This is a genomic window from Floridaenema evergladense BLCC-F167, assembly GCF_041929205.2.
Taxonomy (GTDB): domain Bacteria; phylum Cyanobacteriota; class Cyanobacteriia; order Cyanobacteriales; family Aerosakkonemataceae; genus Floridanema; species Floridanema evergladense.
In genome coordinates this window covers 855621-881578 of record NZ_CM171625.1, presented here as the reverse complement: position 1 = coordinate 881578, position 25958 = coordinate 855621, and the positions used below count along the sequence as shown (strand labels likewise).

Below are 25958 nucleotides of genomic sequence, written 5' to 3'. Positions count from 1 at the left end.
CATCTGCCAAGTCTTTAGTTATTAGTCAAATTCTGGTCGTTACAGACAACGCACTTTATATACTATTTGATGATGAACAGTAACACAGTACCTCAAACACAAGGCTTATACGATCCGCAATTGGAACATGATGCTTGCGGTGTGGGATTCATTGTCCATCAGAAGGGCAAAAAATCCCATGAAATTGTTGAACAAGGATTAACAATTCTCTTAAACTTAGATCACCGGGGCGCTTGCGGTTGTGAAGCAAATACCGGAGACGGCGCAGGTATTTTGCTGCAAATACCGCACAAGTTTTTCCAGAAAGTTGCAGCAGCAGAAGGATTTTCCTTGCCAGAACCGGGACAATATGGAGTAGGGATGATATATTGTTCTCCAGATCCTGCGGTTCGGCAAAAAGGTCAAGAATATTTTGCAGGAGTAGTTGCGGAAGAAGGACAGAAAGTGTTAGGTTGGCGTGACGTACCCACAGATAACTCTTCATTGGGTAACACAGCAAAGTCTAGCGAACCCTTCATGCGCCAGGTTTTTATTCAACGTTCTGCTAATCTTGTTGATGATTGGGCGTTTGAGAGAAAATTGTATGTGATTCGCAAGCGCACGCACATGGCGATTCGTGCATCTCACATCGATCCGATGTGGTATCCTAGTAGTTTATCTTCGCGGACGATCGTCTACAAAGGAATGTTGATGCCTGTGCAAGTAGGACAATATTACCCCGATTTGCACGATCCCGATCTCGAAAGTGCATTGGCGTTAGTTCACTCGCGCTTTAGTACCAACACTTTCCCCAGTTGGGAACGCGCACACCCCTACCGCTACATCGCCCACAACGGCGAAATCAACACATTGCGGGGTAACATTAACTGGATGCACGCTAGACAATCTTTGTTTGAGTCGGAATTGTTTGGCGATGACATTAAGAAGATCAAGCCAGTTATTAATATAGATGGAAGTGACTCGCTGATTTTCGATAACGCCTTGGAATTAATGGTTTTGGCGGGACGTTCCTTACCTCATGCGGTAATGATGATGATACCAGAACCTTGGACGGCGCATGAATCAATGAGTCCAGAGAAAAAGGCGTTTTACAAGTATCATTCTTGTTTGATGGAACCTTGGGATGGTCCGGCTTCGATCGCCTTCACTGATGGTACGATGATGGGAGCAGTTCTCGATCGCAACGGTTTACGCCCTTCTCGTTACTACGTCACCAAAGATGACTTAGTAATTATGGCATCAGAAGCCGGAGTATTACCCATTGAACCAGAAAGGGTAGCTTTGAAAGGACGGTTAGAACCGGGAAGAATGTTCCTCGTCAATATGGAAGAAGGAAGAATCATCGCCGACGAGGAAATCAAAAATAAAATTGTCAGCGAACATCCTTACGCCGAATGGATTAAGGATAACATGGTAGAACTGGCGAAACTAGAAACTCCCAATGTAGGACAGGCATCCTGCCTGTCATCCCCAGTCCCCAACCTAACACAACGTCAAACCGCATTTGGTTACACCTTTGAAGAGTTGCGGTTGCTGTTAACTCCGATGGCGAGAGATGGAGTGGAAGCAGTTGGCGCGATGGGTGCGGATACACCTTTGGCGGTATTGAGCGATCGACCAAAAATACTCTACGATTACTTTAAGCAATTATTTGCTCAAGTGACAAATCCGCCGATCGATTCTATCAGAGAAGAGATTATCACATCGGCAGAAACTACGATCGGTGCAGAAAGAAATTTACTCAACCCAGTTCCAGAAAGCTGTCATTTAATTGAGTTGAAAAGCCCAATTTTGAGTGATGAAGATTTGGTGAAACTCAAATATATTAATGAAGGCGGATTTAAATCCATTACCTTGCCAATTTTGTTCGATCCCAAAGCGGGAGTCAAGGGATTGGAAAGTGCGATGGAAGAGATTTTCCAGAAGGCGGATGCGGCGATCGCAGATGGAGTGAGTATAATTATTTTGAGCGATCGAGATATCGACAAAGATAATGCACCCATTCCCGCACTTTTAGCAGTTTCCGGTTTACATCACCACTTGATTCGAGAAGGTACGCGCACCAGAGTTGGATTAGTTTTAGAATCAGGTGAACCGAGAGAAGTGCATCATTATGCAACTTTGATTGGTTACGGTTGCGGCGCGATTAATCCATATCTGGCATTTGAGACGATCGCAGATATGATTAACGAAGGACTAATCCTCAACGTTGATTATAAAACCGCTTGTAAGAATTACATCAAAGCAGCAACCAAAGGTGTAATCAAAGTCGCTTCCAAGATTGGGATTTCTACCATTCAAAGTTATCGCGGTGCCCAAATTTTTGAAGCCATTGGATTGAACAAAGCAGTCATCGACAAATATTTTACTTGGACAGCATCGCGGATTGAAGGCGCAGATTTAGAAGTTATTGCTCAAGAAGCAATTTTACGACATTCTCATGCCTTTCCCGATCGCGAAGTCAACGGACACACCCTCGACGTTGGTGGCGAATATCAATGGCGCAAAGAAGGCGAAGCGCACTTATTTAGTCCCGAAACAATTCACACCTTACAAAAAGCAGTTCGTACCGGAAACTACGAAACCTTCAAACAATACGCCAAACTAGTAAACGAACAAGGGAAAAAACATTTCACCTTGCGCGGATTGTTAGAATTCAAACCACGTAAACCAATCCCCATTGACGAAGTTGAACCGATAGAAGAAATCATGAAACGCTTTAAAACAGGCGCAATGAGTTACGGTTCAATTTCCAAAGAAGCCCATGAAAGTCTTGCTATTGCCATGAATCGCATTGGAGGCAAGTCTAACACAGGAGAAGGCGGAGAAGATCCCGATCGTTACACTTGGACAAACGAACAAGGCGACTCCAAAAATAGTGCTATCAAACAAGTAGCTTCAGGACGTTTTGGCGTAACGAGTTTGTACCTTTCCCAAGCGCGGGAATTACAAATTAAAATGGCGCAAGGGGCGAAACCTGGAGAAGGCGGACAATTACCCGGACGAAAAGTGTATCCTTGGATTGCGAAAGTGCGTCACTCAACCCCCGGAGTAGGTTTAATTTCCCCACCGCCTCACCATGACATTTACTCAATTGAAGATTTAGCCGAACTGATTCACGATTTAAAGAATGCGAATCGGGAAGCGAGAGTTAGTGTAAAATTAGTTTCGGAAGTTGGAGTTGGTACGATCGCAGCAGGAGTAGCCAAAGCCCACGCCGACGTTGTGTTAATCTCCGGTTATGACGGAGGAACAGGCGCATCACCGCAAACCTCCATCAAACACGCAGGTTTACCTTGGGAACTCGGACTCGCCGAAACTCACCAAACCCTAGTTTTAAACAACTTACGCAGTCGCATCGCCGTAGAAACCGATGGACAAATGAAAACCGGAAGGGATGTAGTAGTTGCAGCATTACTAGGTGCAGAAGAATTTGGTTTTGCAACCGCACCTCTGGTTACACTCGGTTGCATCATGATGCGTGTTTGTCACCTTAACACCTGCCCCGCTGGAATTGCAACTCAAAACCCACAGTTACGCCAAGCCTTCACAGGCGACCCCGAACATACGGTAAACTTTATGAAGTTCATCGCCACAGAAGTTCGGGAACTAATGGCGCAACTAGGTTTCCGCAGCATCAACGAAATGGTAGGACGAACCGACATTTTAGAACCGAAAAAAGCCGTTGAACATTGGAAAGCCAAAAACATCGACCTTTCTAAGATTTTATATCAACCGGAAGTCGGCCCGGAAGTCGGTCGTTATTGCCAGATTCCCCAAGATCACGGTTTAGACAAATCTCTCGATATTACAGTATTGTTGGATTTGTGTCGTGGTGCGATCGAAAAAGGCGAAAAAGTTAAAGCCACCCTACCCATCAAAAACATCAACCGAGTCGTCGGAACAATCTTAGGAAACGAAATCACCAAACGCCACTGGGAAGGACTTCCAGAAGACACAGTACACCTACATTTCCAAGGAAGTGCAGGACAAAGCTTCGGCGCATTCGTACCCAAAGGCGTAACCTTAGAACTAGAAGGCGACGCAAACGACTACTTAGGAAAAGGCTTAAGCGGTGGAAAAATCATCGTTTATCCCTCCAAACTTTCCACCTTCGTCCCCGAAGAAAACATCATCATTGGAAACGTCGCCTTCTACGGCGCAACAAAAGGCGAAGCATACATCAACGGTATAGCTGGCGAACGCTTCTGCGTCCGCAACTCCGGCGTAAACACCGTCGTCGAAGCAGTCGGAGATCACGGTTGCGAATACATGACAGGCGGAAAAGTCGTAGTCTTAGGAAAAACCGGACGCAACTTCGCCGCCGGAATGAGTGGAGGAGTAGCCTACATCCTCGACGAAACAGGCGACTTCGCCACCCGCTGTAACACCCAAATGGCGGACATCGAACCCCTCGACTTAGAGGATATCGAAACCATCCACCAAATGATCCAAAAACACCGCGAGTACACCGGAAGCAAAAAAGCCGCCAAAGTACTTGACAATTGGGAAGAAATGGTATCCAAATTCGTCAAAGTCATGCCCCGCGACTACAAACGAGTCCTCGAATGCTTAAAACGCGCATTTGAATCCGGCTTAAGCGGAGACGAAGCATTAGCCGCAGCCTTTGAAGAAAACGCCCGCGACGTTTCTCGGATAGGCGGAAGCTAAAACCTTTTTTGGTAGTAGGTAATAGGTAATAGGAAAACCAACTACCTATTACCCACTACCAAATCTCTTTCTTCTTCTTCCTTCGTGTCCTTCGTGTCTTCGTGGTTCAAAAAAAATCTTATTTTCACCATAATAAACTCCTCTTTCTTCTCTCTGCGTCCTCTGCGTCTCTGCGGTTTCAAAAAAAGATCTTTTTTAACCACGAAGACACGAAGGACACGAAGAAAGAGAAGAAGAATTTTATGGGTGCAACCGCCTGTATAATTGTTACTTGCATAATATCGCGTTTCTAAACTTGTTTATTAGTAAAAATTTGATTTATTTAAGAGGTGAAAAGTTGCCTAGAAATAGTAGACAAAAAAAACAACCAGAAGATCCTTTGGCAAAATGGCTAGCTTTGGATTGGGATCGACCTGAGCGATCGTACAATCCAGACGTGCGAGACTTTTTAGCAGCATTACTGAACTATCCAAAAGAGCGAGTAGTCACAGAAGATTCAAGTGGTGGTGGCTATCCAGATATTAAACTCCTAACTCCCGAAAAAATTTCTTGGGTAGTCGGAGATTTGAAAAAAGATGATACTGAACTAACGACTAAAAAAGGCCGAACAAAACTCTGGAACCAAAAACGTAAATATGTTGAAGGTTTAACTCGATATGTTTTATTTTTAACGGCTCATTATCTTTGGATTGTTTTGCCAAATGGCGAACCAGTTGCAGGTTTTGAAAACCCGTTGGACTTATCCACAACAACTTTTGAGCAATTAAAAGAAACACTTCAATTTATTTCCTCAGAACAAGCAGAACATAGTAATCTGTGGACTACTTTTATTGAAGGAAAGTTGCCATACATTTATTTAAAACTTAATGATGCTGATACCTTAGAAAGACTACGGGAAGACTTACAAATTAGTTTTGCTGAATTAAGTGAAGCAGGAGAACAAGCAATTTCTCAATTGCAGGAACAATACAAAGAATTCAAACAGGACGAAAATCACATACAACGTAATCTCATTGCTGCGGTAGATAGCCAACGTCGCTCCTTAATGCGATTACGAAATAAGTTTAGTTTTCATCGCTATCTATTTGATGATATTTTACCTCAGTTTGAAGACCAATATGGTCGAGAAGTTAGCGCCAAAAATAGCAACCAAGCTAATGATAGAATTCGTGAAGCATTTGTTGCTGATTCGGTAGCAGTATTGATTGCTCGTGTATTATTTCTGAGACTTATTGAGGATTTGGAATTAACCAAAAAACGACGACTTTCCAATGGAGGGCCAAAAGATTGGGCGGCTTTTGTAGATCAGTTAACTGGAGATGCTCGTGCGTTGGTGCGGCTGGTAGCTGAAGATGTGGGAAAATTATATAAAGAACCTTTTGAACGTAATGTTTTTGATTGGCTTTATCAGGCAAATGGCATTTTAGATAGAGCATTGCAACGAGTGATTTTACGGTTTAATGCTTATGATTTTTCAGGATTATCTGAAGAAATTTTAGGTGATATTTACCAAGCTTTTTTACCTACAGCAAAACGGAAGCGATTAGGAGAATTTTATACTCCTCCGTCAATTGTAAATTGGTTATTAGAGCAAACTATCTTTAGTCATGGTGATGGTAAATTGCTCGATCCTTCTTGTGGCAGCGGTTCTTTTTTAGTGCGTTATGTTCATCGTTGTTTAGAAGATGCTAAAACTAGAGGGCTGTCTCCAGATGATGTTTTGCCAGAACTACAAACTAATGTTTGGGGCTTTGATTTAAACCCTTTTGCTGCTTTCATTAGTCATTTCCAATTGATGTGGGCATTGCTTAGATTTAAACCTGTAACTGAACCTCCACAAATTCATGTTTATAACTTAAATAGTTTGCTCAAAGATGCCGATCTTATCCCTATTTTGGGAGAAGGTTTTCTTCCTCCAGGTTCTAAAGAACGGGATGAAGGACAGTGGAAATATATTCTTGGCAACCCGCCTTACATCCGGGGTGAACGGATAAAATATAACGAAGAAATGCGGGGTTTATGGCAGCAAGTTTGGGGACAAAATTCTGATACGGGTTTAGTTTTTCTTTATCGCGCTTTAACTGAGTCTCTGGAATCTGGCGGTTTTCTGGGAATGGTGGTAAGTGGGGGTTATGCCAATTCTGAAGCAGCTGCAAAGGTTTGGAAATTACTTTATCCTAATCAAGAAGCTGCTTTAAGAAAATTAGTTTGGTTGGAATTTACAGATCAACCTATTTGGGAGGTATCGCGTATTCCTTTGATTTTAGTAATTGAGAAAAAACCAGCCCAAGATGATGATCAAATAGAGCTATATGTTCCTTCAAAATGGCCTAGCAACGAAGCACCTGTTAAAGTTAAGTACAAAGATTTTTTTGATTACAAAGTTAATCCAAGAGTTACTGAAGAGGCAAATCGTAACACGCGGGAAGGACTCTATGGCGAATATTTATTAACGCTATTACATCCCGAAGATGTGCCAATTTTGCGAAAGTTATATCCTAATGGCAATGGTGGTAATTTTGTTGAATTGAAGGAAGCTGTTTCTCAACAATTAAGTCGGAATAATCGCCCGTTTTCTTGGACTTATGGAATTCAAAGGGGAGGAGCCGAAGTAACTTCAGAAGCAACAGGAGATAAGCCTATTCAAGTGATTGCTGGACGCAGTTTAGCAGTAGGATGGCATGGTGAAGTAGCAGGATGGGTTGATCTGGAAGTAGTTAAAAATAGACCAAATGGAAAGTTGAGTTTATGGGCTGATCGAGAACATCAAAACTTCTTAGCAGTGGCTAAGTTTACACAAGCTCCTACTGCTGCTGTTATTGGATTTAGCTCAGAAGAAAATTTTGCCGGATTAGATACTTTAATTGTTTCATTACCCAAAAATGATGGAACTCCGGCAGAAGCTATAGCAGCTTATCTAAATAGCAAGTTAGCACGATTCTATTGGGCAACTAAACTAAGAAGTGGAGTTATTCAAGGATACTATGCAACTTTTTATCCTCGTACTCTTGAAGCAATGCCTTGGGTGAGAAATCTAGATTCTCAAATTGAGCAACAATTAGTAGATAGTTATAATAATTTAGCTCAATTAGCAGCGATCGCCAAAAATAACCCTGATGAATGGTTATTGTCTGAGGTGGAAACTCGAATTGAAACGAGTCGGTATAAATTAAGCGATCGCTCTTTAAATATTAATTTCACGTACTGGAGTACTGAAGATGTACAAGTTGAGGAATTAAGTTTAGATGGAAACTCGCTGCGAGCAGGTTTATTTTACATTCAACTAGTAGATGCTAATCTGGCAGAACTGGTATATAAACTACTCACTCTCAATAGTGACGAAAATACTTCTATTTCTAGAAGCACAATTCAAAAATTATTAGTTCCCCAAAACTATGCTGATTTAATGGCAGAGTATAAACAACGCCTAGCTAGTTTTCAACAGGTAGAATCAGACTTTTTTGCAGTTCTCGATCGGATCGATCGAACAGTCTATGAAATGTTTAGTATTACCAATGAAGAAAAACAGCATATTGAAACTCGCCTTGCCAGTTTCCCCTTGAATAAACTTCAACCTAGATATCCCTGGCAAACAGTCAGACCCAGACCAATTAGAGCTTACACTGAAGATCGGTTTTTATGAAAATCAAGAAGAAGTAGAAATGAAGAGTAATACTTGGCAAGAAACATTTGTTGAACAAAAAGTTAATTATACTCTGGAAATGGAGGGAAAATTCTTTATTATTGAGAACGTACCAGCACGAGTTTGTGTGGAAACTGGGGAACAGTTATTTTCTCCTGAAACAGTACAACGTATTCAGCAAATGATTAGAGGAAAAGAAAAACCATCACGAATTATTGAAACACCAGTATACGAGTTTATGGCAGGTTAATAACTTATGGATTACCAGAAAATTATTACAATTGAACCGGGAAAACGCAGTGGCAAACCTTGTATTCGGGGAATGCGAATTACTGTGTATGATATTTTGGAATATCTTGCTGGTGGGATGACTGAAGAGGAGATTTTAGAAGACTTTTCTGAACTTACATCTGAGGATATCAAAGCCTGTCTTGCTTTTGCAGCAGACACACGCCCTAAATTTGGGAGTGCAAAAGGCTTAATTGAAATGTCAAGAAGCGATCGGATACAAGGAAGGAAACACACTGTTTATTCATGGAGAGGAATATGAATTATGAAAAATGTTGTAATTTCTGAAGATTCTGCTGAAATTCGTGCCTTATTAGAACAAGCCCGTGATGAGGATATAATTGTGCAACTCACTGATGGCAGTAAATTTATTTTAAGTGCGGTTAATGATTTTGAAGTTGAGGTAGTAAAAACACGCCAAAACAAAAAGTTAATGGCACTATTGGATGAACGCGGTCAGCAAACACAAACAATTTCACTTGCTGAAGTCAAGCGAAAATTGAATCTCAGCGACTGAATAATAATAAAGTTTTGTAATTTTTGAGGTAACAAACAATGGGAAAGCCAACAGGATTTATCGAATTTCTTCGGGAAGTGGCATCGGAAGTTGAACCGATCGATCGCATTCGCAATTGGGACGAGTTTCACTTGCCAATGGCAGAGGAAAAACTCCGCACCCAAGGCGCAAGATGTATGGACTGCGGTGTGCCTTTTTGCCACACGGGAACTGTGATTAGTGGGATGGCAAGCGGTTGTCCAATTAATAATTTGATTCCAGAATGGAACGATCTAGTTTATCGCGGACTTTGGCGAGAAGCACTCGATCGCCTGCACAAAACTAACAACTTTCCTGAATTTACCGGAAGAGTTTGTCCTGCACCCTGCGAAGGCGCTTGTGTTTTGGGCATTAGCAACCCACCAGTTACGATTAAAAATATTGAATATTCGATCGCCGAAAAAGGCTGGGATGAAGGCTGGATCGTCGCAGACCCACCTACTAAGCGGACTGGGAAAAAAGTTGCGATCGTGGGATCTGGCCCAGCCGGACTTAGTGCAGCTGCCCAACTTAACAAGGCTGGACATTGGGTGACTGTGTTTGAAAGGGCCGATCGTCCAGGCGGACTGCTCATGTACGGAATTCCTAACATGAAATTGGACAAAGAGCAAGTTGTCCTCCGTCGTCTGAAAATCTTGGAAGATGAAGGTGTGAAGTTTGTCTGCAACACCGAAGTTGGCAAAGATATTACTTCCGAGCAATTGCTGAAAGAATTCGACTCGGTAATACTTTGCACAGGTGCGACTAAACCTAGAGATTTGCCGATCGAAGGACGCGAATTAAAAGGCATTCACTTCGCAATGGAATTCCTTTCTGCCAACACCAAGGCAATTTTAGACAAGAGTCAAAATGGCAATTTCATCTCTGCTGAAGGTAAAGATGTGGTAATTATCGGTGGTGGTGACACCGGAACGGACTGCGTAGGAACTTCCATTCGTCACGGCTGCAACAGCCTTGTGCAATTGGAAATTTTACCTAAGCCACCCTCAGAACGCGCAGCTGACAACCCTTGGCCCGAATGGCCGAAAGTTTACAAAATGGACTACGGTCAAGAGGAAGCAGCGGCGAAATTTGGTGACGATCCCCGTGTTTATACTACTACGGCGACCAAGTTTGAAGGCGATGAAAACGGCAATGTCAAAGCCGTTCATAATGTACAGGTGCAATGGGAGAAAAATGAACAAGGTCGCTTTATTCCTAAAAATATTCCTGGTACAGAAAAAGTGATTCCCGCCCAACTCGTTCTGTTAGCAATGGGTTTTCTGGGTCCCGAACAGCCTTTGCTGGATGCCCTTGGTTTGGAACGGGACGCACGCAGCAATGTCAAAGCTGACTACGGTAAATATACCACCAGTATTCCTGGTGTTTTTGCTGCTGGTGATTGTCGTCGCGGTCAAAGCCTTGTAGTTTGGGCTTTTAACGAAGGTCGAGGTGTCGCCCGTGAGTGCGACCTTTACTTAATGGGAAGTACCGACTTACCGTAGTTTGATGCCAAAGGAGGCAGAGCCTCCCGGATCTCGTTCCCAGGTTCAACCTGGGAACGAGAAACAGAGGCTCTGCCTGTTGGTAAAAGATCTGTATAACTTCCTTTACCCTTTCTTTCTTCTGCTTTCTGCCTTCAAATTAAGCTGTTCTTAATGCTTGATCGACATCTTCTAATGCGCCTAATTTGTCACCGATCGCAAATCGAGCTAATCCCCGATTAATGTAAGCTGAATTTAAGCTGGGATCGAGTTTTAAAGCTTGGTTAAAATCGGCGATCGCTTGGCGAGAATCACCCAATCTATAGTAGACAAATCCCCGGTTATTATAAGTTTTAGCATCATTGGGGTTAAGTTCTAAAGCTTGGTTAAAATCTTTAATTGCTCCTTGCTTATCTCCTAAATCTGCACGAACTAAGCCTCGGCTAACATAAGCTTCGGCTAATTGGGAATTTTGTTTTATAGCTTGATTAAAATCTTCTAGGGCTTTTTGAATGTTTCCTTGCACCCGAAAAGCTAATCCGCGATTATTGTAAGCTTCTGCATAATCAGGTTTGTAAGTAATTGCTTGGTTAAAGTCAGCAATTGCTTTAGCGAAATCTTTTTGGTAATAATGTGCTAAACCCCGATTATAGTAAGCATTTGCTTTTTGGGGATTGATTTTGATGGCTTGAGTGTAGTTTTCAATTGCTGCTTGGTATTCTCCTTTCAAAGTGCAAATATTCCCGCGATTATTGTAAGCTTCTGCATTAGTAATGTTAATATTTAAAGATTGATTATAATCAGCGATCGCTCCCGATTTATCGCCATTTTCATGCTGCACTAAAGCTCGATTATAGTAGATTGTTGCTAAATCAGGAGCTAATTCTAAAGCTTTTCGGAAATCTGCCATTGCTCCTGCTCGATCGCCTAATTGCAGACGTACATTGCCTCGATTATTATAAGCTTCTACAAAGGTAGTATCGATTTGTATTGCTTGATCAAAATCGACGATCGCACCGGAAAAATCACCCAAATAACAAAGTGCCATTCCTCGATTATTATAAGCCTGTACTTCTAACGGATCTATACTTAAAGCTTGGTTATAATCTGCTATGGCAGCAGCAATTTCCCCTAAGTATACCTGTGATAATCCTCGACTAATATAAGCTATTGATAGCTGAGGATTTAAATTGATTGCTCTGTTAAAATCTGCGATCGCTTCTTCTAGAGCTTCTAAATCAAAATAAACTAATCCTCTGCTTAAGTAGCCATTAGCAAAAAGTGGGTTGAGTTGCAAAGCATAATTAAAATCAATTAATGCTGTTTTATACTCTCCCAAATAATAGTAAGCCTGCCCTCGATTATAATAGGCTGCATAGTTGGATTCAAGTTTAATAGCTTGATCGAACTTGTCGATCGCTGCTGCGTAATCCCCTTTTTTCACGTTAGCGAGTCCTTGATTTAATATGTTTTGCAAACTCATGGCCTGACGATGGTATTTACTGAATTTTTGGGTAAAAGGTTAGGTAATTTGCTAAAATTACCTGGGAAATTACATTCCTAAAGTTAGCAATCTGAAGCTATTAAATCAGAGTAAATTTCTCAAAAGTTCCATTTACCCATTAAGTTCACTGCTAGAGATTTGTCGATTAATTTGTCAAATCTCAGCTTTACTCAATTCGCCTCATCAGTGTTAACTTACTATTGTTTATACAGCGATTACTCCCAAAAATTGCGGTTGACAGGATGTACTTTACTTAATCTTTAAAACTTACTTCAGCAGATTTACGGTAACTTCACACTGGTACTATAACAAGTACTTAGACGAATATTAAAAAATTCAGGAGCTTCAGACTTCTCAACTCCTGAACTGTTATTGTTATCACATTTTTGGAAATTACCTAAGTAGTTTCCGAGGCAGTATCAGCAATAAAACTATAGATTTTTTGAGTTTCTAAATGGTCGCAGATCGAGGAAGGTAACTGAGTCAGAGGGAAGCTTTGACGGTTGAGATTTACCTGCAAACTAGTCAGGGGATCGTTACCAGAAGAAACCAGAAAATCTAGACTTTGTAAGTCAGACCAAGAAGCTATACTATCAAGAATTTTGGCGATCGCTTCCAGGTAAGGATGACTTGGTTGTTGATACCAATCAGGTGCTGCTAATTTAGGTTGATCGAAACCCAAGTGAAACGTGAGGTAAGGTTGACCAAAAAGGGCGATCGATACAGGTCTAGCTTCTTCCTGCAAAAGTAAGTCATGAACGCCGACCATCAAACGCAATTTCTCCAACCGTTCATAACGTTCTTCAATAGAAGACTCACCTCGCCATTGAACAGCTACAGTCACCAAATAGGTTTGCAGCAACAAATGACCTAACTTTTCCGCTTTTGTAGCCAGATAGGTAGAATTATAAGAATTGGCTTCAATTAATAATGGCACTCTTTCCACCACTTCTAATCCATACCCCTTCAATCCAGCAATTTTGCGCGGATTATTAGTAATTAAGCGAATTTTTTGCACGCCCAAATCGTTGAGAATTTGCGCCCCAACTCCGTAATTTCGCAAGTCAGCAGGGAAACCTAATCTTTCGTTTGCTTCTACAGTGTCTAAGCCCAAATCTTGCAAAGAATAGGCTTTTAACTTGTTAATTAAACCAATTCCTCTACCTTCTTGGCGCAAATAAACTACCACGCCACTACCAGCATTTTCAATCATTTTTAAAGCTGCTTGTAGCTGCATTCGACAATCACAACGCAGCGAACCCAAAGCATCGCCAGTTAAACATTCCGAGTGCATTCGCACCATTACTGATTGTTCCGCAAATTGATTAGGATTGCCTTTCACAATCGCAACGTGCTCGGAATTATCTAAACTATTGCGGTAAGCGTAGATTTCAAAATTGCCAAATTCTGTGGGTAGTTTTGCGATCGTTTCCCGACAAATAAACCGATCGTGCCGCAATCGATAACTGATTAAATCGGCGATCGAAATAATCTTCAAATTGTGTTTTTTTGAGTATTCAATCAACTCCGGCAATCTCGCCATTGAACCATCAGGGTTTTGAATTTCGCAAATTACCCCCGCTGGATAAAGTCCACCCAATCTAGCCAAATCTACCGCTGCTTCCGTATGACCAGCCCGTTTAAGTACACCACCAACTCTCGCCCGAATCGGGAAAATATGACCGGGACGACGTAAATCCTTCGGTTGAGTAGCTGGATTAATCGCTACTTGAATGGTGCGGGCGCGATCGTCAGCGGAAATCCCAGTAGTAACACCTAAATGACTGCCAGCATCAATACTCACAGTAAAAGCAGTTTGGTTGCTGTCAGTATTTTGGCTAACCATCAACGGCAAATTCAGTTCATCCAGACGTTCCCCGGTCATTGACAGACAAATTAGCCCTCTGGCATTTACTGCCATAAAATTAATTAAGTCCGGCGTGGCAAACTGCGCCGCACAAATTAAATCGCCTTCATTTTCCCGATTTTCATCATCTACTACCACTACCGCTCTGCCTGCTTTAATCTCTGCTAAAGCGGTGTCAATAGAGTCAAAATTAAAAGGTTGGATAGGAGTTTCTTCCACTAATATCGTAAAATTTCGTAAAGTTTTTCCTCTTTAATTTTACCCCGTTCCTCTGTTTAAAATATCAGGCAGTTGGACAGGCAGGAGATTGGGGATTGGGGACTGGGGATTGGGGATTGGGGACTGGGGATTGGGGACGTTCGGCTGAGCGCTCACGTCGAAGCCTGGGGACTGGGGACGAGGGGACAAGGGGACAAGGGGGAGACGATAAATTCTAAATCAGCAAAATCTAAAATCTAAAATCGATTGGTTCTACCAAACAGAGGTTTTAGTACTACAATGCAGCAAAAGTTGTACCTGATTTAAACTAAAAACGCACAAAGGTCAAGGATCATGGGTAATATGGGGCGCGTGCCCGTTGGTATTATCGGCGCATCAGGTTATGGTGGTGTGCAATTAGTGAGACTCCTTAAGGAGCATCCAGGGGTAGAAATTGTTTACTTGGGCGGTGAAAGTAGCGCTGGGAAACCTTTTTCTGATTTATACCCACATTTGAGTCCGTTTGTGGATTTGAAGATTGAGGCGATCGATTTAGAAGAAATTGCCAACCGTTGTCAGGTAGTTTTTCTTTCCTTACCTAATGGGTTAGCTTATCAAATGGCACCAACCTTATTGGCGAAGGGATGTAAAGTCCTCGATCTTTCGGCAGATTACCGTTTTTTTGATGTTAATACTTATACATCCTGGTATGGTGGCGATCGCCAAGATCAAGAAATCGCCTCTACAAGTGTTTATGGCTTACCAGAACTGTATCGCGATCGCATCGCGCAAGCCCAACTAATCGGCTGTCCCGGTTGCTATCCCACAGCTAGTCTTTTGGCATTAGCACCCCTGCTCAAACAAGCATTAATTTTGCCGGAAACCGCCATTATTGACGCGAAATCTGGCACTTCCGGTGGTGGAAGACAAGCAAAAATTAATATGTTGTTAGCAGAAGCAGATAGTTCTTTAGGTGCTTACGGAGTCGCCCGTCACCGTCATACGCCGGAAATTGAACAAATTTGCAGCGATTTAGCCGGAAGTGAAGTCATGGTTCAATTTACGCCGCACTTAATTCCAATGGTGCGAGGTATTCTGGCTACAGTGTATGCCACCATGCGCGATCCGGGGCTACAACTGACTGATTTCATTACCATTTACAATGCCTTTTACCGCAATGCCCCTTGGGTGAAAGTTTTACCCAGTGGCACTTATCCCCAAACTAAATGGGCTTGTGGTACTAATCTTTGTTATATCGGTTTAGAAGTGGATTCGCGCACCGGACGGGTAATTGTCATGTCTGCGATCGATAATTTAATGAAAGGTCAAGCCGGACAAGCCGTTCAGTGCTTAAATCTCATGATGGGCTGGGAAGAAACCTTGGGCTTACCTCAATTATCTTTCTATCCCTAGAGGAGCAGGGGAGCAGGGGAGCAGGGGAGCAGGGGAGCAGGGGAGATAACTTAAAACTCAAAACTTCCCCAACTCTTCCTAACTCAGAACTCAAAACTCAAAACTCAAAACTTTCCCAGTCCCCAGTCCCCAGTCCCCAATCCCTATACTGGCCCAAAACCCACTGTGCCAGCGTAAACTGCTTGACTGCCTAACTCTTCTTCAATTCGCAATAATCGGTTATATTTAGCAACTCGTTCGCTGCGACAGAGGGAACCTGTTTTAATTTGTCCTGCCCTGGTTGCTACTGCTAAATCTGCGATCGTCGTATCTTCAGTTTCTCCCGATCGATGACTAATTATAGAGCGATAACTATGACGATTTGCTAAGTCGATCGTTTCCAAAGTTTCCGTTAAAGAACCAATTTGATTTAATTTAATCAAAATTGCATTGCCAGCTTTTGCCGCTATACCTTTTTTTAATCGATTGGAGTTAGTGACAAATAAATCATCGCCCACTAATTGCACTTTTGACCCTAATTTTTGCGTTAACAAAGTCCAATTAGGCCAATCTTCTTCCTGTAATCCATCCTCTATAGAAACGATCGGATATTGTGCCACCATTTTCGATAAATATTCAATTAATTCCCCAGCAGAATGGGCAGCACCATCATAAATATACTTACCATCTTTGTAAAATTCACTAGCGGCTACATCCAAGGCTAAAGCTACCTCTTTGCCTGGATAATAACCAGCTTTCTCAATAGCTGTAACCAATAATTCTAAAGCCTCTACATTTGACTTTAAATTAGGAGCAAAACCACCTTCGTCTCCTACTCCTGTTAGTAAACCTTTATCTTGTAAAACTTTACTTAAAGCTGCAAATACTTCTGCACCCCAGCGCAATGCTTCCCGAAATGAATCTGCACCAATGGGGACAATCATAAACTCTTGAAAGTCAATGTTATTAGCAGCATGAACGCCACCATTAATTACGTTCATTAACGGCACTGGTAATAAATTAGCTAAAGGGCCACCTAAGTAACGATATAAAGGTAATGTTAATGCCGCTGCACTAGCTTTTGCTACGGCGAGAGAGACTGCTAAAATTGCATTGGCTCCCAAGTTAGATTTATTTGCTGAACTATCTAATTCGATCATGGTGCGATCGATAAATTCTTGATTAACTGCATCTAAACCAATTAATTTAGGGGCAATTTTTCCAATGACATTTTCTACTGCGGTGAGAACTCCTTTCCCACCGTAACGACTTTTATCCCCATCCCGCAGTTCATGAGCTTCAAAAGTACCAGTAGAAGCACCACTAGGAACTTGCGCTAATCCCATAATCCCATTAGCTAAGTAAACTTCCGCTTCAATTGTCGGTTTTCCCCGTGAATCTAAAATTTCTCGTGCTTGGATAAAATCAATAGCAGTATCGAGCGTGTTGGTCATAATTTTTTACCTCAAGTAACAGCAAAGGAAAATCGCTCACAATCAGATAGCAGCGCTACACAAGACGCAACTCTACAGTAAGCCCAAATTGAAGCAAAATCGCTTGCTCGTTTAGCATACTTTGAATCAGGTTGCTCAAAGAAAAATTTTTCGGCGATCGCTCGAAAGCAGAAAATTTTAGTAGGGGAAAGAAAACAGAGAACATATTTGTCCCAATAATGTTTGGCAGCCAATTCTCCCATTCCCACTACCAACTACCCACTACCCACTACCAACATTTATAAAATGGAAAGCAATTGTGGCATTTGGAGTTAATCATGCGGCTACTACACACGATGTTGCGCGTTGGCAATTTGGAAGAATCGCTAAAATTCTACACTGAGATTCTGGGTATGAAGTTGTTACGGCAGAAAGATTACCCAGATGGTAAGTTTACGTTGGCTTTTGTCGGTTATGGTGACGAGTCAGATCATACGGTTTTGGAATTAACTTATAACTGGGGCGTTGAGCAGTACAATCTGGGTGATGCTTATGGTCATATTGCGATCGGAGTTGATGACATTTACGCCACCTGTAACCAAATTAAAGCTCAAGGTGGCAAAGTAGTCCGGGAACCTGGCCCGATGAAACATGGTTCCACAGTCATCGCTTTTGTACAAGACCCCGATGGTTACAAAGTAGAACTAATTCAATTAGGCACACAAGGAACTGCCTCCGAAAAACAAGAAGATCAACCCGAAATGGTTGCTCAGTAGGGTACTCTCGGAGCAAGGGAGAATGTAAAACTAAAAACTCTCCAACTCTTCCTAACTCAAAACTCAAAACTCAAAACTTTCCCCAAACGTGCTATCCTGATATCAGACCTGGACCTATGCGATTACAACGCTCAAACCTTGTCAGGACCGGAAGGTAGCAGCAATACGGGATGCTTGTGATAGGCGTAGACTCCGGGTCGCCCTTTTTTGGAAAAGATTCAATAGTTATGGCTGGTTTAGGAGATCTGGTTAAGAAAGCGTTTTACCTGGGAGTTGGGGTAGCTACTTATGCCGCTCAGTCAGCAAGTGAAAAATTAGCAGAATTAAGAGAACAATCTCAAAAGTTGGCAGATGAAATGGTCGCCAAGGGCGAAATTACCACCGAAGAAGCTAAACGTTTGGTAGATGAAATGGTAAATCGCGCTCAACAGCAACCAATTAATCCCAGTAACAATACTAGTAGTAATAATCGATCGGAACCACGCCCTATAGAGATTTCTTCAGATGAAGATTTACCTGTCAAGGCAGAAGGGCAAAATGTAGATAATTTGCGACAACAAGTTATGCAGCTACAAGAAGAGTTGCGTCGTCTCAAACAAGAATAAATCGGCTACTAGCTATTTGCAAAGGACAAGTTAACAGAAATTTATTCCCGGTTCCCTGTTAGCCGTTCTCTTCCTTACCAAAGCGTTAGACTTTAGAGCGATCGCCAACAATTTAAAATAATTGTGTATGATTGAGTTTAAATTATCAAGTTTCTCTGCTTGCTACAAACATAAATTTTGCGGGTAAGCTCAACATTAAGAATTATGGAAGATTGGCAAAAAAATTGGTTTGCTATGTTAGAAACAATGGTTGATGAAGTAGAAAAGTTCCTTGATGAAGTTCTTGGGGAAGTTTCGCAAGCTGTCTCAGAAGCGTCCGACGTTTTTGTAGAGGCTTTTGACGCTTTTACTAAAAATCCAGAAGAATTTGTTAATCAATTACAAGGTAATATTAATCTTGAGTTTGAGCAGTTTTTCACGGATATATTTGAGCCTGGTTTTTTAGATTTCGACGAGATTCATTTTGAAAGTGATTGGCCGATAACTGATTGGGTAGAACCTTCGGCAGATTTACATCCAGCTTGTATTGGTTGCCGTCATTTTCATGGTCAAATGTATGGTGGTAATCTTTTAGTTTGTGGAATGCACCCTTACGGTTGTGAAGGGGAAACTTGCCCTGATTGGGAAGAGGATTTAAGAGGTTTTTAAGCAGTTAATTGATTTATGACAATTCAATCTTTTAATCAGCCTAATTCTGAGTTAGAGCTAACTTCAGAAATTAAGTATGGCGAACGTCTGATTGCGGAAGGAGAGTTAATTATTTTCCCTAATCCTCGGATCGGCAGACGTTACGATATTAATATTACTTTGCCTGAGTTTACTTGTAAATGTCCGTTTTCTGGCTACCCTGATTTTGCCACAATCTATCTGACTTATGTACCTAATGAAAAAGTTGTGGAGTTGAAATCTCTGAAGCTTTATATTAATAGTTTTCGCGATCGCTATATCTCCCACGAAGAATCGATTAATCAAATTTTAGATGATTTTGTCGCTGCTTGCGATCCTTTAGAGGTCACAGTTAAAGGAGATTTTGCACCCAGAGGAAATGTGCATACAGTGATAGAGGTGCGCCACCAGCGTCATTCTTAGGGCAATAGGCAAAGGGAAATAAATAGTAGCTCCATAGCCGCTGATTTGTGAGGTGAAAAAGTTTTTTCACCTCACTTTTTTTGGTAAATTTTGTATTTTTTTTAACAAATTGGGTTAGGCAATAATTTTTTTGCTAATAAATACTTTGATTTCTAAAAAGTAGAATGTTTTTACTTAATTGAGATTATACTGAATTGCTATATGTTTAAATTTTGAAATAAGTTGTAGGCACAACTGAGTGAATGCAGCAATGAATAATGTAGAGATTTTGGCACAGGTTAAGCGGGATTGGCAAAAAACGCGACCTGATATCGATCCTGGGTCAATGGTAACTGTTTTAGCCATTCGCCGCACTGCCTTGGAAGAGGAAAAATTTCTGGAAAAACTGTTCTCCAAATACGATTTGAATGCTGCTACTTTTGGATTACTCGCTACCCTGCGGTGTTCTGCACCCCCGGAGGGTATGACTTTAACTCAAATTGCCCAATTTGTGTTAGTAACTCCGGCTTCTATTACTAATCGAGTCGATCGCCTAGAAGAGAGAGGTTTAGTAAAACGCCAAGCTGTAGCAGGAGATCGAAGACGTTGGTTAGTACAATTAACACCAACAGGAGAAGAATTAATTGATGAAATTATTCCTAAATACTTAGAAAATGAACGTCAGTTACTTTCAGTGTTAAATGATAAAGAACAGCAGCAATTATATTTTTTATTACTGAAGTTGTTATCAAGTTTCACAGATTTTGATGGTGATTAAACAAAAGTTTCGGTTGCACTGATTTCAGGAGAAGATGTTTTTAATTCCTGCAAAACCTCAATAATTTCTCGTTCAAAAGCAACTTGAGCACGATTAGTTCTGCCGCCAATATATAGTTTACCTTCTTTTTCTAAAGCCCAAATTTGGGAGTGAGAAATATAACTCATAATCACGCCTAACATCAGCAACCCAAAGCCAGTATAAACTATGGGAATACCGGGATCGGCTTTAATTTGTAATCCAGTACTACCGAGAACTTCTAAAATTTTGAGTTTTACACCGTTGACTTCCGTAGTCATTCCGGTACGGGCGGTTGATATGAGTTTGCCGTTAGTATCATAAATTAATAAAGTTCCCTGCAAATCTTTAGTAACTAAGGAAACGCCTTCACTTAGATCGGGTTTGGTGGGAATCCAAGTTCCCCAAATTCTGCCTTTACCATTGGTGTCTAATTGCGCCATTGGTAACTGAAAGATGGGGCTGTTATTGAATTGAAATTTGACTGCGGAAATTCCCCAATCTGTTTGATATAAAGTCACGCCTTGATGACGTAGAGGTTTGTTGACGTAAATGGTTTGGCGATCGACTTCTTTACCTTGTTTATCTACAACCGATAAATCAGAATAAAATTGGTCAATATTGCCTTCTGGTGTGTAATCAATCCAAAAACGGTTAACTTTGACTGCCCAATTTTTAGGAACTTGTGCTGCTGCTAAAGGCCCAGCATCTACTATATTTTTTATTTGAAAAGTTTGTCCGCTGGGAATCATTTCTTGGGCAACAAATCCGGTGATGCCACCCCAAATCGACCCGGCTAAAATTATCAGCATACTAGCATGAACTACGATCGGGCCAATGCGTCCGGCTATACCTTTTCGCGCATATAAAGAATTGCCTTCTTGAAAGATTAAGTAACTGCGCTTTTGTAATTCTGGCAAGAGAGAACTCAAGGAACTCCTGTCTAACTCTGCACTCAAAGCTAGTTTTTCAAATTGCCGAGGTTGGTCATAAAATTTCCAATTTCTAGCTGCTTTTAATGCGGGAAACTGGCGAGTAAAAGTACAAGCGGTGAGACTAGAACCAAATAAAATTAATAATGATAAAAACCACCAAGTTCGGTATACATGATCCAAGCCGATAATCACAATAACTTTCCAAGTGAGAAAGCCAAATAAAGCGGGATGTTCGGGATAGTTAGCTTGATAAAATGGAATAGATTGACCTTGTTCGATTACTGTACCGCTGATGCTGAAAAGTGCGATCGCCAACAGTAGCAAAATTGCCAAACGCAAATCTGCTAACAAAGGCAGTAACTCACTCCGCCAAAACTTTTGCACTTGATTAAATGGATTTTGTGAATTTGTAACAGTCATGCAATTTTATATTTTAGATTTACCAAAAACAGCCCTATCATTATGTGAAATCAACCTCTCTAAACTCCGTTCTCCGCGTTCTCTGCGCCTGTAGCGGTTCAAAAAAAAGAAATTTCACCGATCGTAGAACTGCCAAATCAAATTATCGCACAATTGATTTACCAAATTACCCCAGGAATACGCGACAGCAGAGAAAACACCCCAAAACCTACTAACAACGACCCGCTAATTGGATTAATCCAACTTGACCAACGACGCAATTCTAACAACTTTTTAATTGAGGCGGTAAAAGTTCCCGCTAAAATCAAAGGTGCCACATATCCAGCAGTATAGGAAAGTAACAAAATTCCCCCTAAAATTAAATCTTTTGTTGATGCCACCCAAGCCAACAATGTAGCTAAAACTGGAGTACTGCAAGGAGAAGCAACTAAACCAAAAGTTAACCCTAATAAATAAGAACGTACCCCATTAGGCAGATCTTTAGAAATCAAATCTATGCCACTAAAAGAAGGAAAGCGTAAAGGTAAAGCTTCTAATAAATTCAAACCCATAATAATCGCAATGATGCTGACAATAATTGGTAAACCAACCCCAACTTTACCGTATACTTGACCGACAAAAGCAGCAACAATTCCCAAAGCTGCTAACGTAGTAGCTAATCCTAGAGAAAACCAAGTAGATTGTGCAGCAGCTTGCCAGCGACTTTTCGCTTCATAACCACCAATGTAACCAATAGTTATCGGTAACATTGAAAGCATACAAGGTGTTAAACTGGTGAGTAATCCAGCAGCAAAAATAATTGCCACACTTACCCAACTTAGCTGTAAAAGTTGAGTTTGTACTAAGCGATCGGCATATTGTCCCAGTTGATAAAGATATGTCTGTAGTGTTTCCCACATAAAGCTAACAGAAAGGTAAATATTTAACTCGATCGTATTGTAACTTACAGAAGGTTTTTTTACTTTAGTCCTTCGTGCCTTCTTGGTTCAAAAAAATATACCTCTTAGAGCCCAAACAGAATTAATATATTTTTAGCCAATAATTTAGCAAAAATAGTTTCAACCCAGAATTACCATGACACCAGTTTATTCTACTAATTCCCCCAACTTCAAAACTTCTCCCACGCAGTTTTACACTTGGAACAATTACCGTTGTGCATACGAAGTTCATACCCCAATTGATGCCGAGAACAATCACAAAATTGCGCTGTTATTAATTCATCCCATTGGTGTGGGACTATCTCGGCATTTTTGGCAGCGATTTTATGAGTTATGGTATCAAACAGGGAGACAAAATTTAATTTATAATCCCGATTTATTAGGATGTGGGGAAAGTGATATGCCTCATGTAGCTTATACTCCTAATGATTGGGCGGAACAGTTGCAACACTTTTTACAAAATGTTGTGAAAAGACCTGTAATTTTAGTAGTGCAAGGTGCTTTGTTTCCAGTGGCGATCGAACTCGTCCAAAACCTCAATATATCCGATTTAGTCAAAGGAATTATATTATCTGGCCCTCCAGCTTGGCCCGTAATTACCAAACAAGCTAAAAAATGGCAGCAGAAATTAACTTGGAACTTGCTAGACTCTCCTTTAGGTAATGCTTTTTATCGCTATGCCAGAAGTGAAAAATTCTTACGTTCCTTCTCTACTCGTCAGTTATTTGCGGAAGAAAAACAGGTAGATACCGAATGGTTAAATATGCTAAATTTGGGTGCGGAAAATATAGCGAGTCGTTATGCAGTCTTTGCATTTTTAGCAAGATTTTGGCAGCAAGGATACGAACCAGCAATTACTAAAATTAACCAACCAACTCTCGTAGTTTTAGGAGAAAAAGCCTCCAGCATTAGTAAATCTGGTACTCAAGAAACCCCAGAACAACGCAGTCAAGCTTACTTACAACATCTACCAAAAGGCGAATCTATTTTTATTTCCGGTCGAAATGTTTTACCTTACGAATCAACAGCAGAATTTGTCAAAGTAGTAGCTAATTTTACTGATAAAATAGAATCAACATATTAAGAAATTTAAGAAATCATCCCCATTACCCATCATGCAAACTACTACTCAAACTCCGATCGCAGCTTTAATTCCTGGTAGCTTGCGCCGAGTTCATCACATTGCTTTAAACGTCCGAAATATGCAAGCATCTCGCCATTTTTACGGCAATATTTTGGGACTTTACGAACTCACAGGTGATGAAGTTCCTGAAACTTTAGTTGACTTAGTTGCTGCGGGAAAAGTTGCTAATTTTGTTACTCCAGACGGTACAGTTCTAGACTTATTTTGGGAACCAGAACTTAATCCACCAAACCCCGACCCCACACAACAATTTACTCGCGCCAATCATTTAGCATTCGACATCGACCCTAACTTATTTGATACCGCAGTTGAAGTCCTCAAACAACATCAAATTCACATCGATCATGGCCCAGTGACTCGTCCCACAGGCAGAGGAATTTACTTTTACGATCCTGACGGTTTTCTCATCGAAATTCGTTGCGATCGCATTAATTAAGAACTGGGTAATTTTGGGTGTTTATTGCTTAGATCTGGGATTCGATCGATTCAAGCTGACTATTTTCCCTCTTCCCCCTTTACCTTTGGAATCCTCCGCACCTTTGCCATTTTGAGAACGACGACGTTCTGCCAAAGAAACAACTTCAGCTTCATTACTTTCTCTAGCCACCCGAATTAATAAACCAGCAGCTAATAAACTGGCAATCATCGAATTACCACCATAACTAAACAAAGGAAAAGGTAAACCCGTTGTTGGTAAAGCCCCCGTTGCCACACCAATATTCATTAAAGACTGTCCTACCATTAAAATCATTGCACCGATCGCCACCAATCGATGTACAACCTTTTGGGCTCTTTGGGCTACAAATAACGCTAAAGTTCCATAAACAAACAAAAATCCAAACAACACCAAACAACCAACAAAACCAAACTCTTCCGCAAAAACAGCAAAAATAAAATCAGTATATTGAATCGGTAAATAAAATAACTTTTGTTGCGACAAACCAAACCCAGTTCCCCAGATTCCCCCAGAACCAACAGCCAACAAACTTTGTACCAGCTGATAACCACTGCCGAAAGGATCGATCCAAGGATTTAAAAACATCATAATCCGTCGTTGCTGATATTCCCGCAGACTAATACTCAGGAAAGCTAACAAAAATCCCCCTAAAGCTGTCGCCCCCAACTGCAAATAAGGCAAACCCGCAGCCAAAGCGATCAGCCAAATAGTAATCCCACAAAATGCCGTCGTACTTAAATTAGGTTGTAACAAAATCCCTAAAAGTACAAAAGCAAAAATGAACAGCCATGTCAGGCGAACTCTTAAATTTAGCTGTTCCCATTTCCCAAAAACTCTAGCACTTTGTAAAACTAAAAAAGGCTTAATCAACTCCGATGGTTGAATCGGAATCCCACCGATTACCAACCAGCGAGTAGCCCCATTAATAGTGGTTCCCACCCCTGGAATAACTGTCACGAAGATTAGGAACAAAAGCAATAGTACAGCCCAATCAGCGATCGCTACAATATAACGCAAAGGTGAATGGACAACCAAATTAAACACCACCAAACCCACCAAAACCCAAAGGATTTGTCGCTTAAAATAGTACAGCCCATCTCCATAAGCCGCATCAGCGATCGAATAAGAAGCCGAAAATAAAATCACTAACCCGATAAATAACCACAGGAAAGTTAACCAGCGCAGCAACCGAGCCGTAACTGCCCATTCTTCTACAGTATTATCTAAAAAAGGAATTAATAAGCCTAACTTCACTTGACTAACATTAAAACTTTGCCGTCTTTCATCTTATGACTAAAAGCCAAGAGATGAAAGACGGCATTAATTAAAATCGCTATTACCCGATCGGCATAGCTAACTTTAAGCGAAAATTTGGCAAACTTAGGGAAAAAATTACAGCAAACCTGTATTTGTACCCTGTTTGCCAGTTGCCAATTCAACTTTGACGATTTTGCCACCCATTTTCATAATTCTTTGTTGTTCGCGAAACCAGTTATCGTAGGGAACCAATTTAGTGAAATAGGTGTTTTGTAATTCTCTTTGAGTACGAATTCTCGTTTGGCTAGGAACACAAGCAGTGATCTTAAACATCCGCATGATTTCTTATTCTCCAAATGTTAGGAAACAAACCTTTGGGTCTTGATAAACCAAGGTCTGGGAGTCAAGAATAAATACTAACCGCCAAAACTCATCATTTGATTGAGACAAGTCTTTAACGCCCTAGCATTGACTCCTGACTTCCCAGACCATGCTTGCATAGAAGACAGAGCTATTTAACCTTTGTCTTCAATGGCAAAAGAGCGAT

General features: G+C 41.1%; 20 protein-coding genes, 1 other RNA gene and 1 pseudogene. 15 read left to right on the top strand and 7 right to left on the bottom strand.

Annotation, left to right across the window (positions count from 1 at the left end):
- The first annotated feature begins 72 nt into the window (after positions 1–72).
- The 6 genes and pseudogenes from gltB (at position 73) to gltD (ending at position 10642) form a co-directional block, all read left to right on the top strand.
- The gene (gene gltB / locus ACE1CA_RS04055) at positions 73–4671 is read left to right on the top strand and encodes a glutamate synthase large subunit (protein ID WP_413277180.1); all 4599 of its coding nucleotides are present in this window, start codon (positions 73–75) and stop codon (positions 4669–4671) included.
- Between the two features lie 337 nt (positions 4672–5008).
- The gene (locus ACE1CA_RS04050; protein WP_413277042.1) at positions 5009–8314 is read left to right on the top strand and encodes an N-6 DNA methylase; all 3306 of its coding nucleotides are present in this window, start codon (positions 5009–5011) and stop codon (positions 8312–8314) included.
- A 19-nt stretch (positions 8315–8333) separates the two neighbouring features.
- On the top strand, positions 8334–8564 hold the full coding sequence (locus tag ACE1CA_RS04045) for a YgiT-type zinc finger protein (protein ID WP_413277043.1): 231 nt from the start codon (positions 8334–8336) through the stop codon (positions 8562–8564).
- 6 nt (positions 8565–8570) lie between these two features.
- Positions 8571–8774, top strand: a pseudogene (locus tag ACE1CA_RS04040) (DUF433 domain-containing protein); the annotation flags it as partial.
- Positions 8775–8867: 93 nt separating this feature from the next.
- Positions 8868–9119 (top strand): hypothetical protein, encoded by a 252-nt coding sequence (locus ACE1CA_RS04035; protein WP_413277044.1) that lies wholly within the window; start codon positions 8868–8870, stop codon positions 9117–9119.
- A 38-nt stretch (positions 9120–9157) separates the two neighbouring features.
- A complete protein-coding gene (gene gltD / locus ACE1CA_RS04030; protein ID WP_413277045.1) occupies positions 9158–10642 on the top strand; it encodes a glutamate synthase small subunit in 1485 nt (494 codons plus the stop codon).
- A 139-nt stretch (positions 10643–10781) separates the two neighbouring features.
- On the opposite strand, the gene ACE1CA_RS04025 is transcribed toward gltD, so the two are convergent.
- Positions 10782–12104: a tetratricopeptide repeat protein gene (locus ACE1CA_RS04025; protein ID WP_413277046.1), complete on the bottom strand. Its 1323-nt coding sequence runs from the start codon at positions 12102–12104 to the stop codon at positions 10782–10784.
- A gap of 418 nt (positions 12105–12522) precedes the next feature.
- Positions 12523–14211 (bottom strand): bifunctional 3,4-dihydroxy-2-butanone-4-phosphate synthase/GTP cyclohydrolase II, encoded by a 1689-nt coding sequence (gene ribBA / locus ACE1CA_RS04020; protein ID WP_413277047.1) that lies wholly within the window; start codon positions 14209–14211, stop codon positions 12523–12525.
- Between the two features lie 333 nt (positions 14212–14544).
- On the opposite strand from ribBA, the gene argC reads away from it, so the two are divergent.
- Positions 14545–15603: an N-acetyl-gamma-glutamyl-phosphate reductase gene (gene argC, locus ACE1CA_RS04015; protein WP_413277048.1), complete on the top strand. Its 1059-nt coding sequence runs from the start codon at positions 14545–14547 to the stop codon at positions 15601–15603.
- 143 nt (positions 15604–15746) lie between these two features.
- On the opposite strand, the gene eno is transcribed toward argC, so the two are convergent.
- Positions 15747–17036, bottom strand: a complete 1290-nt coding sequence (eno, locus tag ACE1CA_RS04010; protein WP_413277049.1) for a phosphopyruvate hydratase — start codon at positions 17034–17036, stop codon at positions 15747–15749.
- Positions 17037–17353: 317 nt separating this feature from the next.
- Here eno and gloA point away from each other — a divergent pair, with 317 nt between their 5' ends.
- The 6 genes from gloA (at position 17354) to ACE1CA_RS03980 (ending at position 20242) form a co-directional block, all read left to right on the top strand.
- Positions 17354–17791 carry a lactoylglutathione lyase gene (gene gloA, locus ACE1CA_RS04005; protein ID WP_413277050.1) on the top strand — a complete coding sequence of 146 codons (438 nt, stop codon included), beginning with the start codon at positions 17354–17356 and terminating at the stop codon, positions 17789–17791.
- Positions 17792–17896: 105 nt separating this feature from the next.
- Positions 17897–17993: signal recognition particle sRNA small type (gene ffs, locus ACE1CA_RS04000), an RNA gene on the top strand.
- A 25-nt stretch (positions 17994–18018) separates the two neighbouring features.
- Positions 18019–18396, top strand: a complete 378-nt coding sequence (locus tag ACE1CA_RS03995) for a phasin family protein (protein ID WP_413277051.1) — start codon at positions 18019–18021, stop codon at positions 18394–18396.
- Positions 18397–18600: 204 nt separating this feature from the next.
- Positions 18601–19044, top strand: coding sequence for a hypothetical protein (locus ACE1CA_RS03990; RefSeq protein ID WP_413277052.1), 444 nt, complete (start codon positions 18601–18603; stop codon positions 19042–19044).
- Positions 19045–19059: 15 nt separating this feature from the next.
- A complete protein-coding gene (gene queF, locus ACE1CA_RS03985) occupies positions 19060–19485 on the top strand; it encodes a preQ(1) synthase (RefSeq protein ID WP_413277053.1) in 426 nt (141 codons plus the stop codon).
- Between the two features lie 250 nt (positions 19486–19735).
- Positions 19736–20242: a MarR family winged helix-turn-helix transcriptional regulator gene (locus ACE1CA_RS03980; RefSeq protein ID WP_413277054.1), complete on the top strand. Its 507-nt coding sequence runs from the start codon at positions 19736–19738 to the stop codon at positions 20240–20242.
- Here the strand turns inward: ACE1CA_RS03980 and ACE1CA_RS03975 are convergent.
- Both ACE1CA_RS03975 and ACE1CA_RS03970 read right to left on the bottom strand, forming a co-directional pair.
- Complete coding sequence (locus ACE1CA_RS03975) at positions 20239–21615, bottom strand: cytochrome c biogenesis protein (protein ID WP_413277055.1); 1377 nt, start codon at positions 21613–21615, stop codon at positions 20239–20241. The genes ACE1CA_RS03980 and ACE1CA_RS03975 overlap by 4 nt on opposite strands.
- 158 nt (positions 21616–21773) lie before the next feature.
- A complete protein-coding gene (locus tag ACE1CA_RS03970) occupies positions 21774–22514 on the bottom strand; it encodes a cytochrome c biogenesis protein CcdA (RefSeq protein ID WP_413277056.1) in 741 nt (246 codons plus the stop codon).
- Between the two features lie 175 nt (positions 22515–22689).
- Here ACE1CA_RS03970 and ACE1CA_RS03965 point away from each other — a divergent pair, with 175 nt between their 5' ends.
- Positions 22690–23637 (top strand): alpha/beta fold hydrolase, encoded by a 948-nt coding sequence (locus tag ACE1CA_RS03965; protein WP_413277057.1) that lies wholly within the window; start codon positions 22690–22692, stop codon positions 23635–23637.
- Positions 23638–23668: 31 nt separating this feature from the next.
- Entirely contained in the window at positions 23669–24133 is a 465-nt protein-coding gene (locus tag ACE1CA_RS03960; protein WP_413277058.1) for a VOC family protein, read from the top strand.
- Between the two features lie 21 nt (positions 24134–24154).
- Here the strand turns inward: ACE1CA_RS03960 and ACE1CA_RS03955 are convergent, their stop codons facing one another.
- Together ACE1CA_RS03955 and ACE1CA_RS03950 are read right to left on the bottom strand one after the other, a co-directional pair.
- Positions 24155–25408: an FtsW/RodA/SpoVE family cell cycle protein gene (locus tag ACE1CA_RS03955; protein ID WP_413277059.1), complete on the bottom strand. Its 1254-nt coding sequence runs from the start codon at positions 25406–25408 to the stop codon at positions 24155–24157.
- A gap of 138 nt (positions 25409–25546) precedes the next feature.
- Positions 25547–25750 carry a phycobilisome linker polypeptide gene (locus ACE1CA_RS03950; RefSeq protein WP_193985649.1) on the bottom strand — a complete coding sequence of 68 codons (204 nt, stop codon included), beginning with the start codon at positions 25748–25750 and terminating at the stop codon, positions 25547–25549.
- Between the last annotated feature and the right edge of the window lie 208 nt (positions 25751–25958).

Excerpts from the sequence above, each read along its gene's own strand:
- gltB (WP_413277180.1), top strand. The coding sequence starts at position 73 with ATGAACAGTAACACAGTACCTCAAACACAAGGCTTATACGATCCGCAA.
- ACE1CA_RS04045 (WP_413277043.1), top strand. The coding sequence starts at position 8,334 with ATGAAGAGTAATACTTGGCAAGAAACATTTGTTGAACAAAAAGTTAAT.
- ACE1CA_RS04035 (WP_413277044.1), top strand. The coding sequence starts at position 8,868 with ATGAAAAATGTTGTAATTTCTGAAGATTCTGCTGAAATTCGTGCCTTA.
- gltD (WP_413277045.1), top strand. The coding sequence starts at position 9,158 with ATGGGAAAGCCAACAGGATTTATCGAATTTCTTCGGGAAGTGGCATCG.
- ACE1CA_RS04025 (WP_413277046.1), bottom strand. The coding sequence starts at position 12,104 with ATGAGTTTGCAAAACATATTAAATCAAGGACTCGCTAACGTGAAAAAA.
- argC (WP_413277048.1), top strand. The coding sequence starts at position 14,545 with ATGGGTAATATGGGGCGCGTGCCCGTTGGTATTATCGGCGCATCAGGT.
- eno (WP_413277049.1), bottom strand. The coding sequence starts at position 17,036 with ATGACCAACACGCTCGATACTGCTATTGATTTTATCCAAGCACGAGAA.
- gloA (WP_413277050.1), top strand. The coding sequence starts at position 17,354 with ATGCGGCTACTACACACGATGTTGCGCGTTGGCAATTTGGAAGAATCG.
- ACE1CA_RS03995 (WP_413277051.1), top strand. The coding sequence starts at position 18,019 with ATGGCTGGTTTAGGAGATCTGGTTAAGAAAGCGTTTTACCTGGGAGTT.
- ACE1CA_RS03990 (WP_413277052.1), top strand. The coding sequence starts at position 18,601 with ATGGAAGATTGGCAAAAAAATTGGTTTGCTATGTTAGAAACAATGGTT.
- queF (WP_413277053.1), top strand. The coding sequence starts at position 19,060 with ATGACAATTCAATCTTTTAATCAGCCTAATTCTGAGTTAGAGCTAACT.
- ACE1CA_RS03980 (WP_413277054.1), top strand. The coding sequence starts at position 19,736 with ATGAATAATGTAGAGATTTTGGCACAGGTTAAGCGGGATTGGCAAAAA.
- ACE1CA_RS03975 (WP_413277055.1), bottom strand. The coding sequence starts at position 21,615 with ATGACTGTTACAAATTCACAAAATCCATTTAATCAAGTGCAAAAGTTT.
- ACE1CA_RS03970 (WP_413277056.1), bottom strand. The coding sequence starts at position 22,514 with ATGTGGGAAACACTACAGACATATCTTTATCAACTGGGACAATATGCC.
- ACE1CA_RS03965 (WP_413277057.1), top strand. The coding sequence starts at position 22,690 with ATGACACCAGTTTATTCTACTAATTCCCCCAACTTCAAAACTTCTCCC.
- ACE1CA_RS03960 (WP_413277058.1), top strand. The coding sequence starts at position 23,669 with ATGCAAACTACTACTCAAACTCCGATCGCAGCTTTAATTCCTGGTAGC.
- ACE1CA_RS03950 (WP_193985649.1), bottom strand. The coding sequence starts at position 25,750 with ATGCGGATGTTTAAGATCACTGCTTGTGTTCCTAGCCAAACGAGAATT.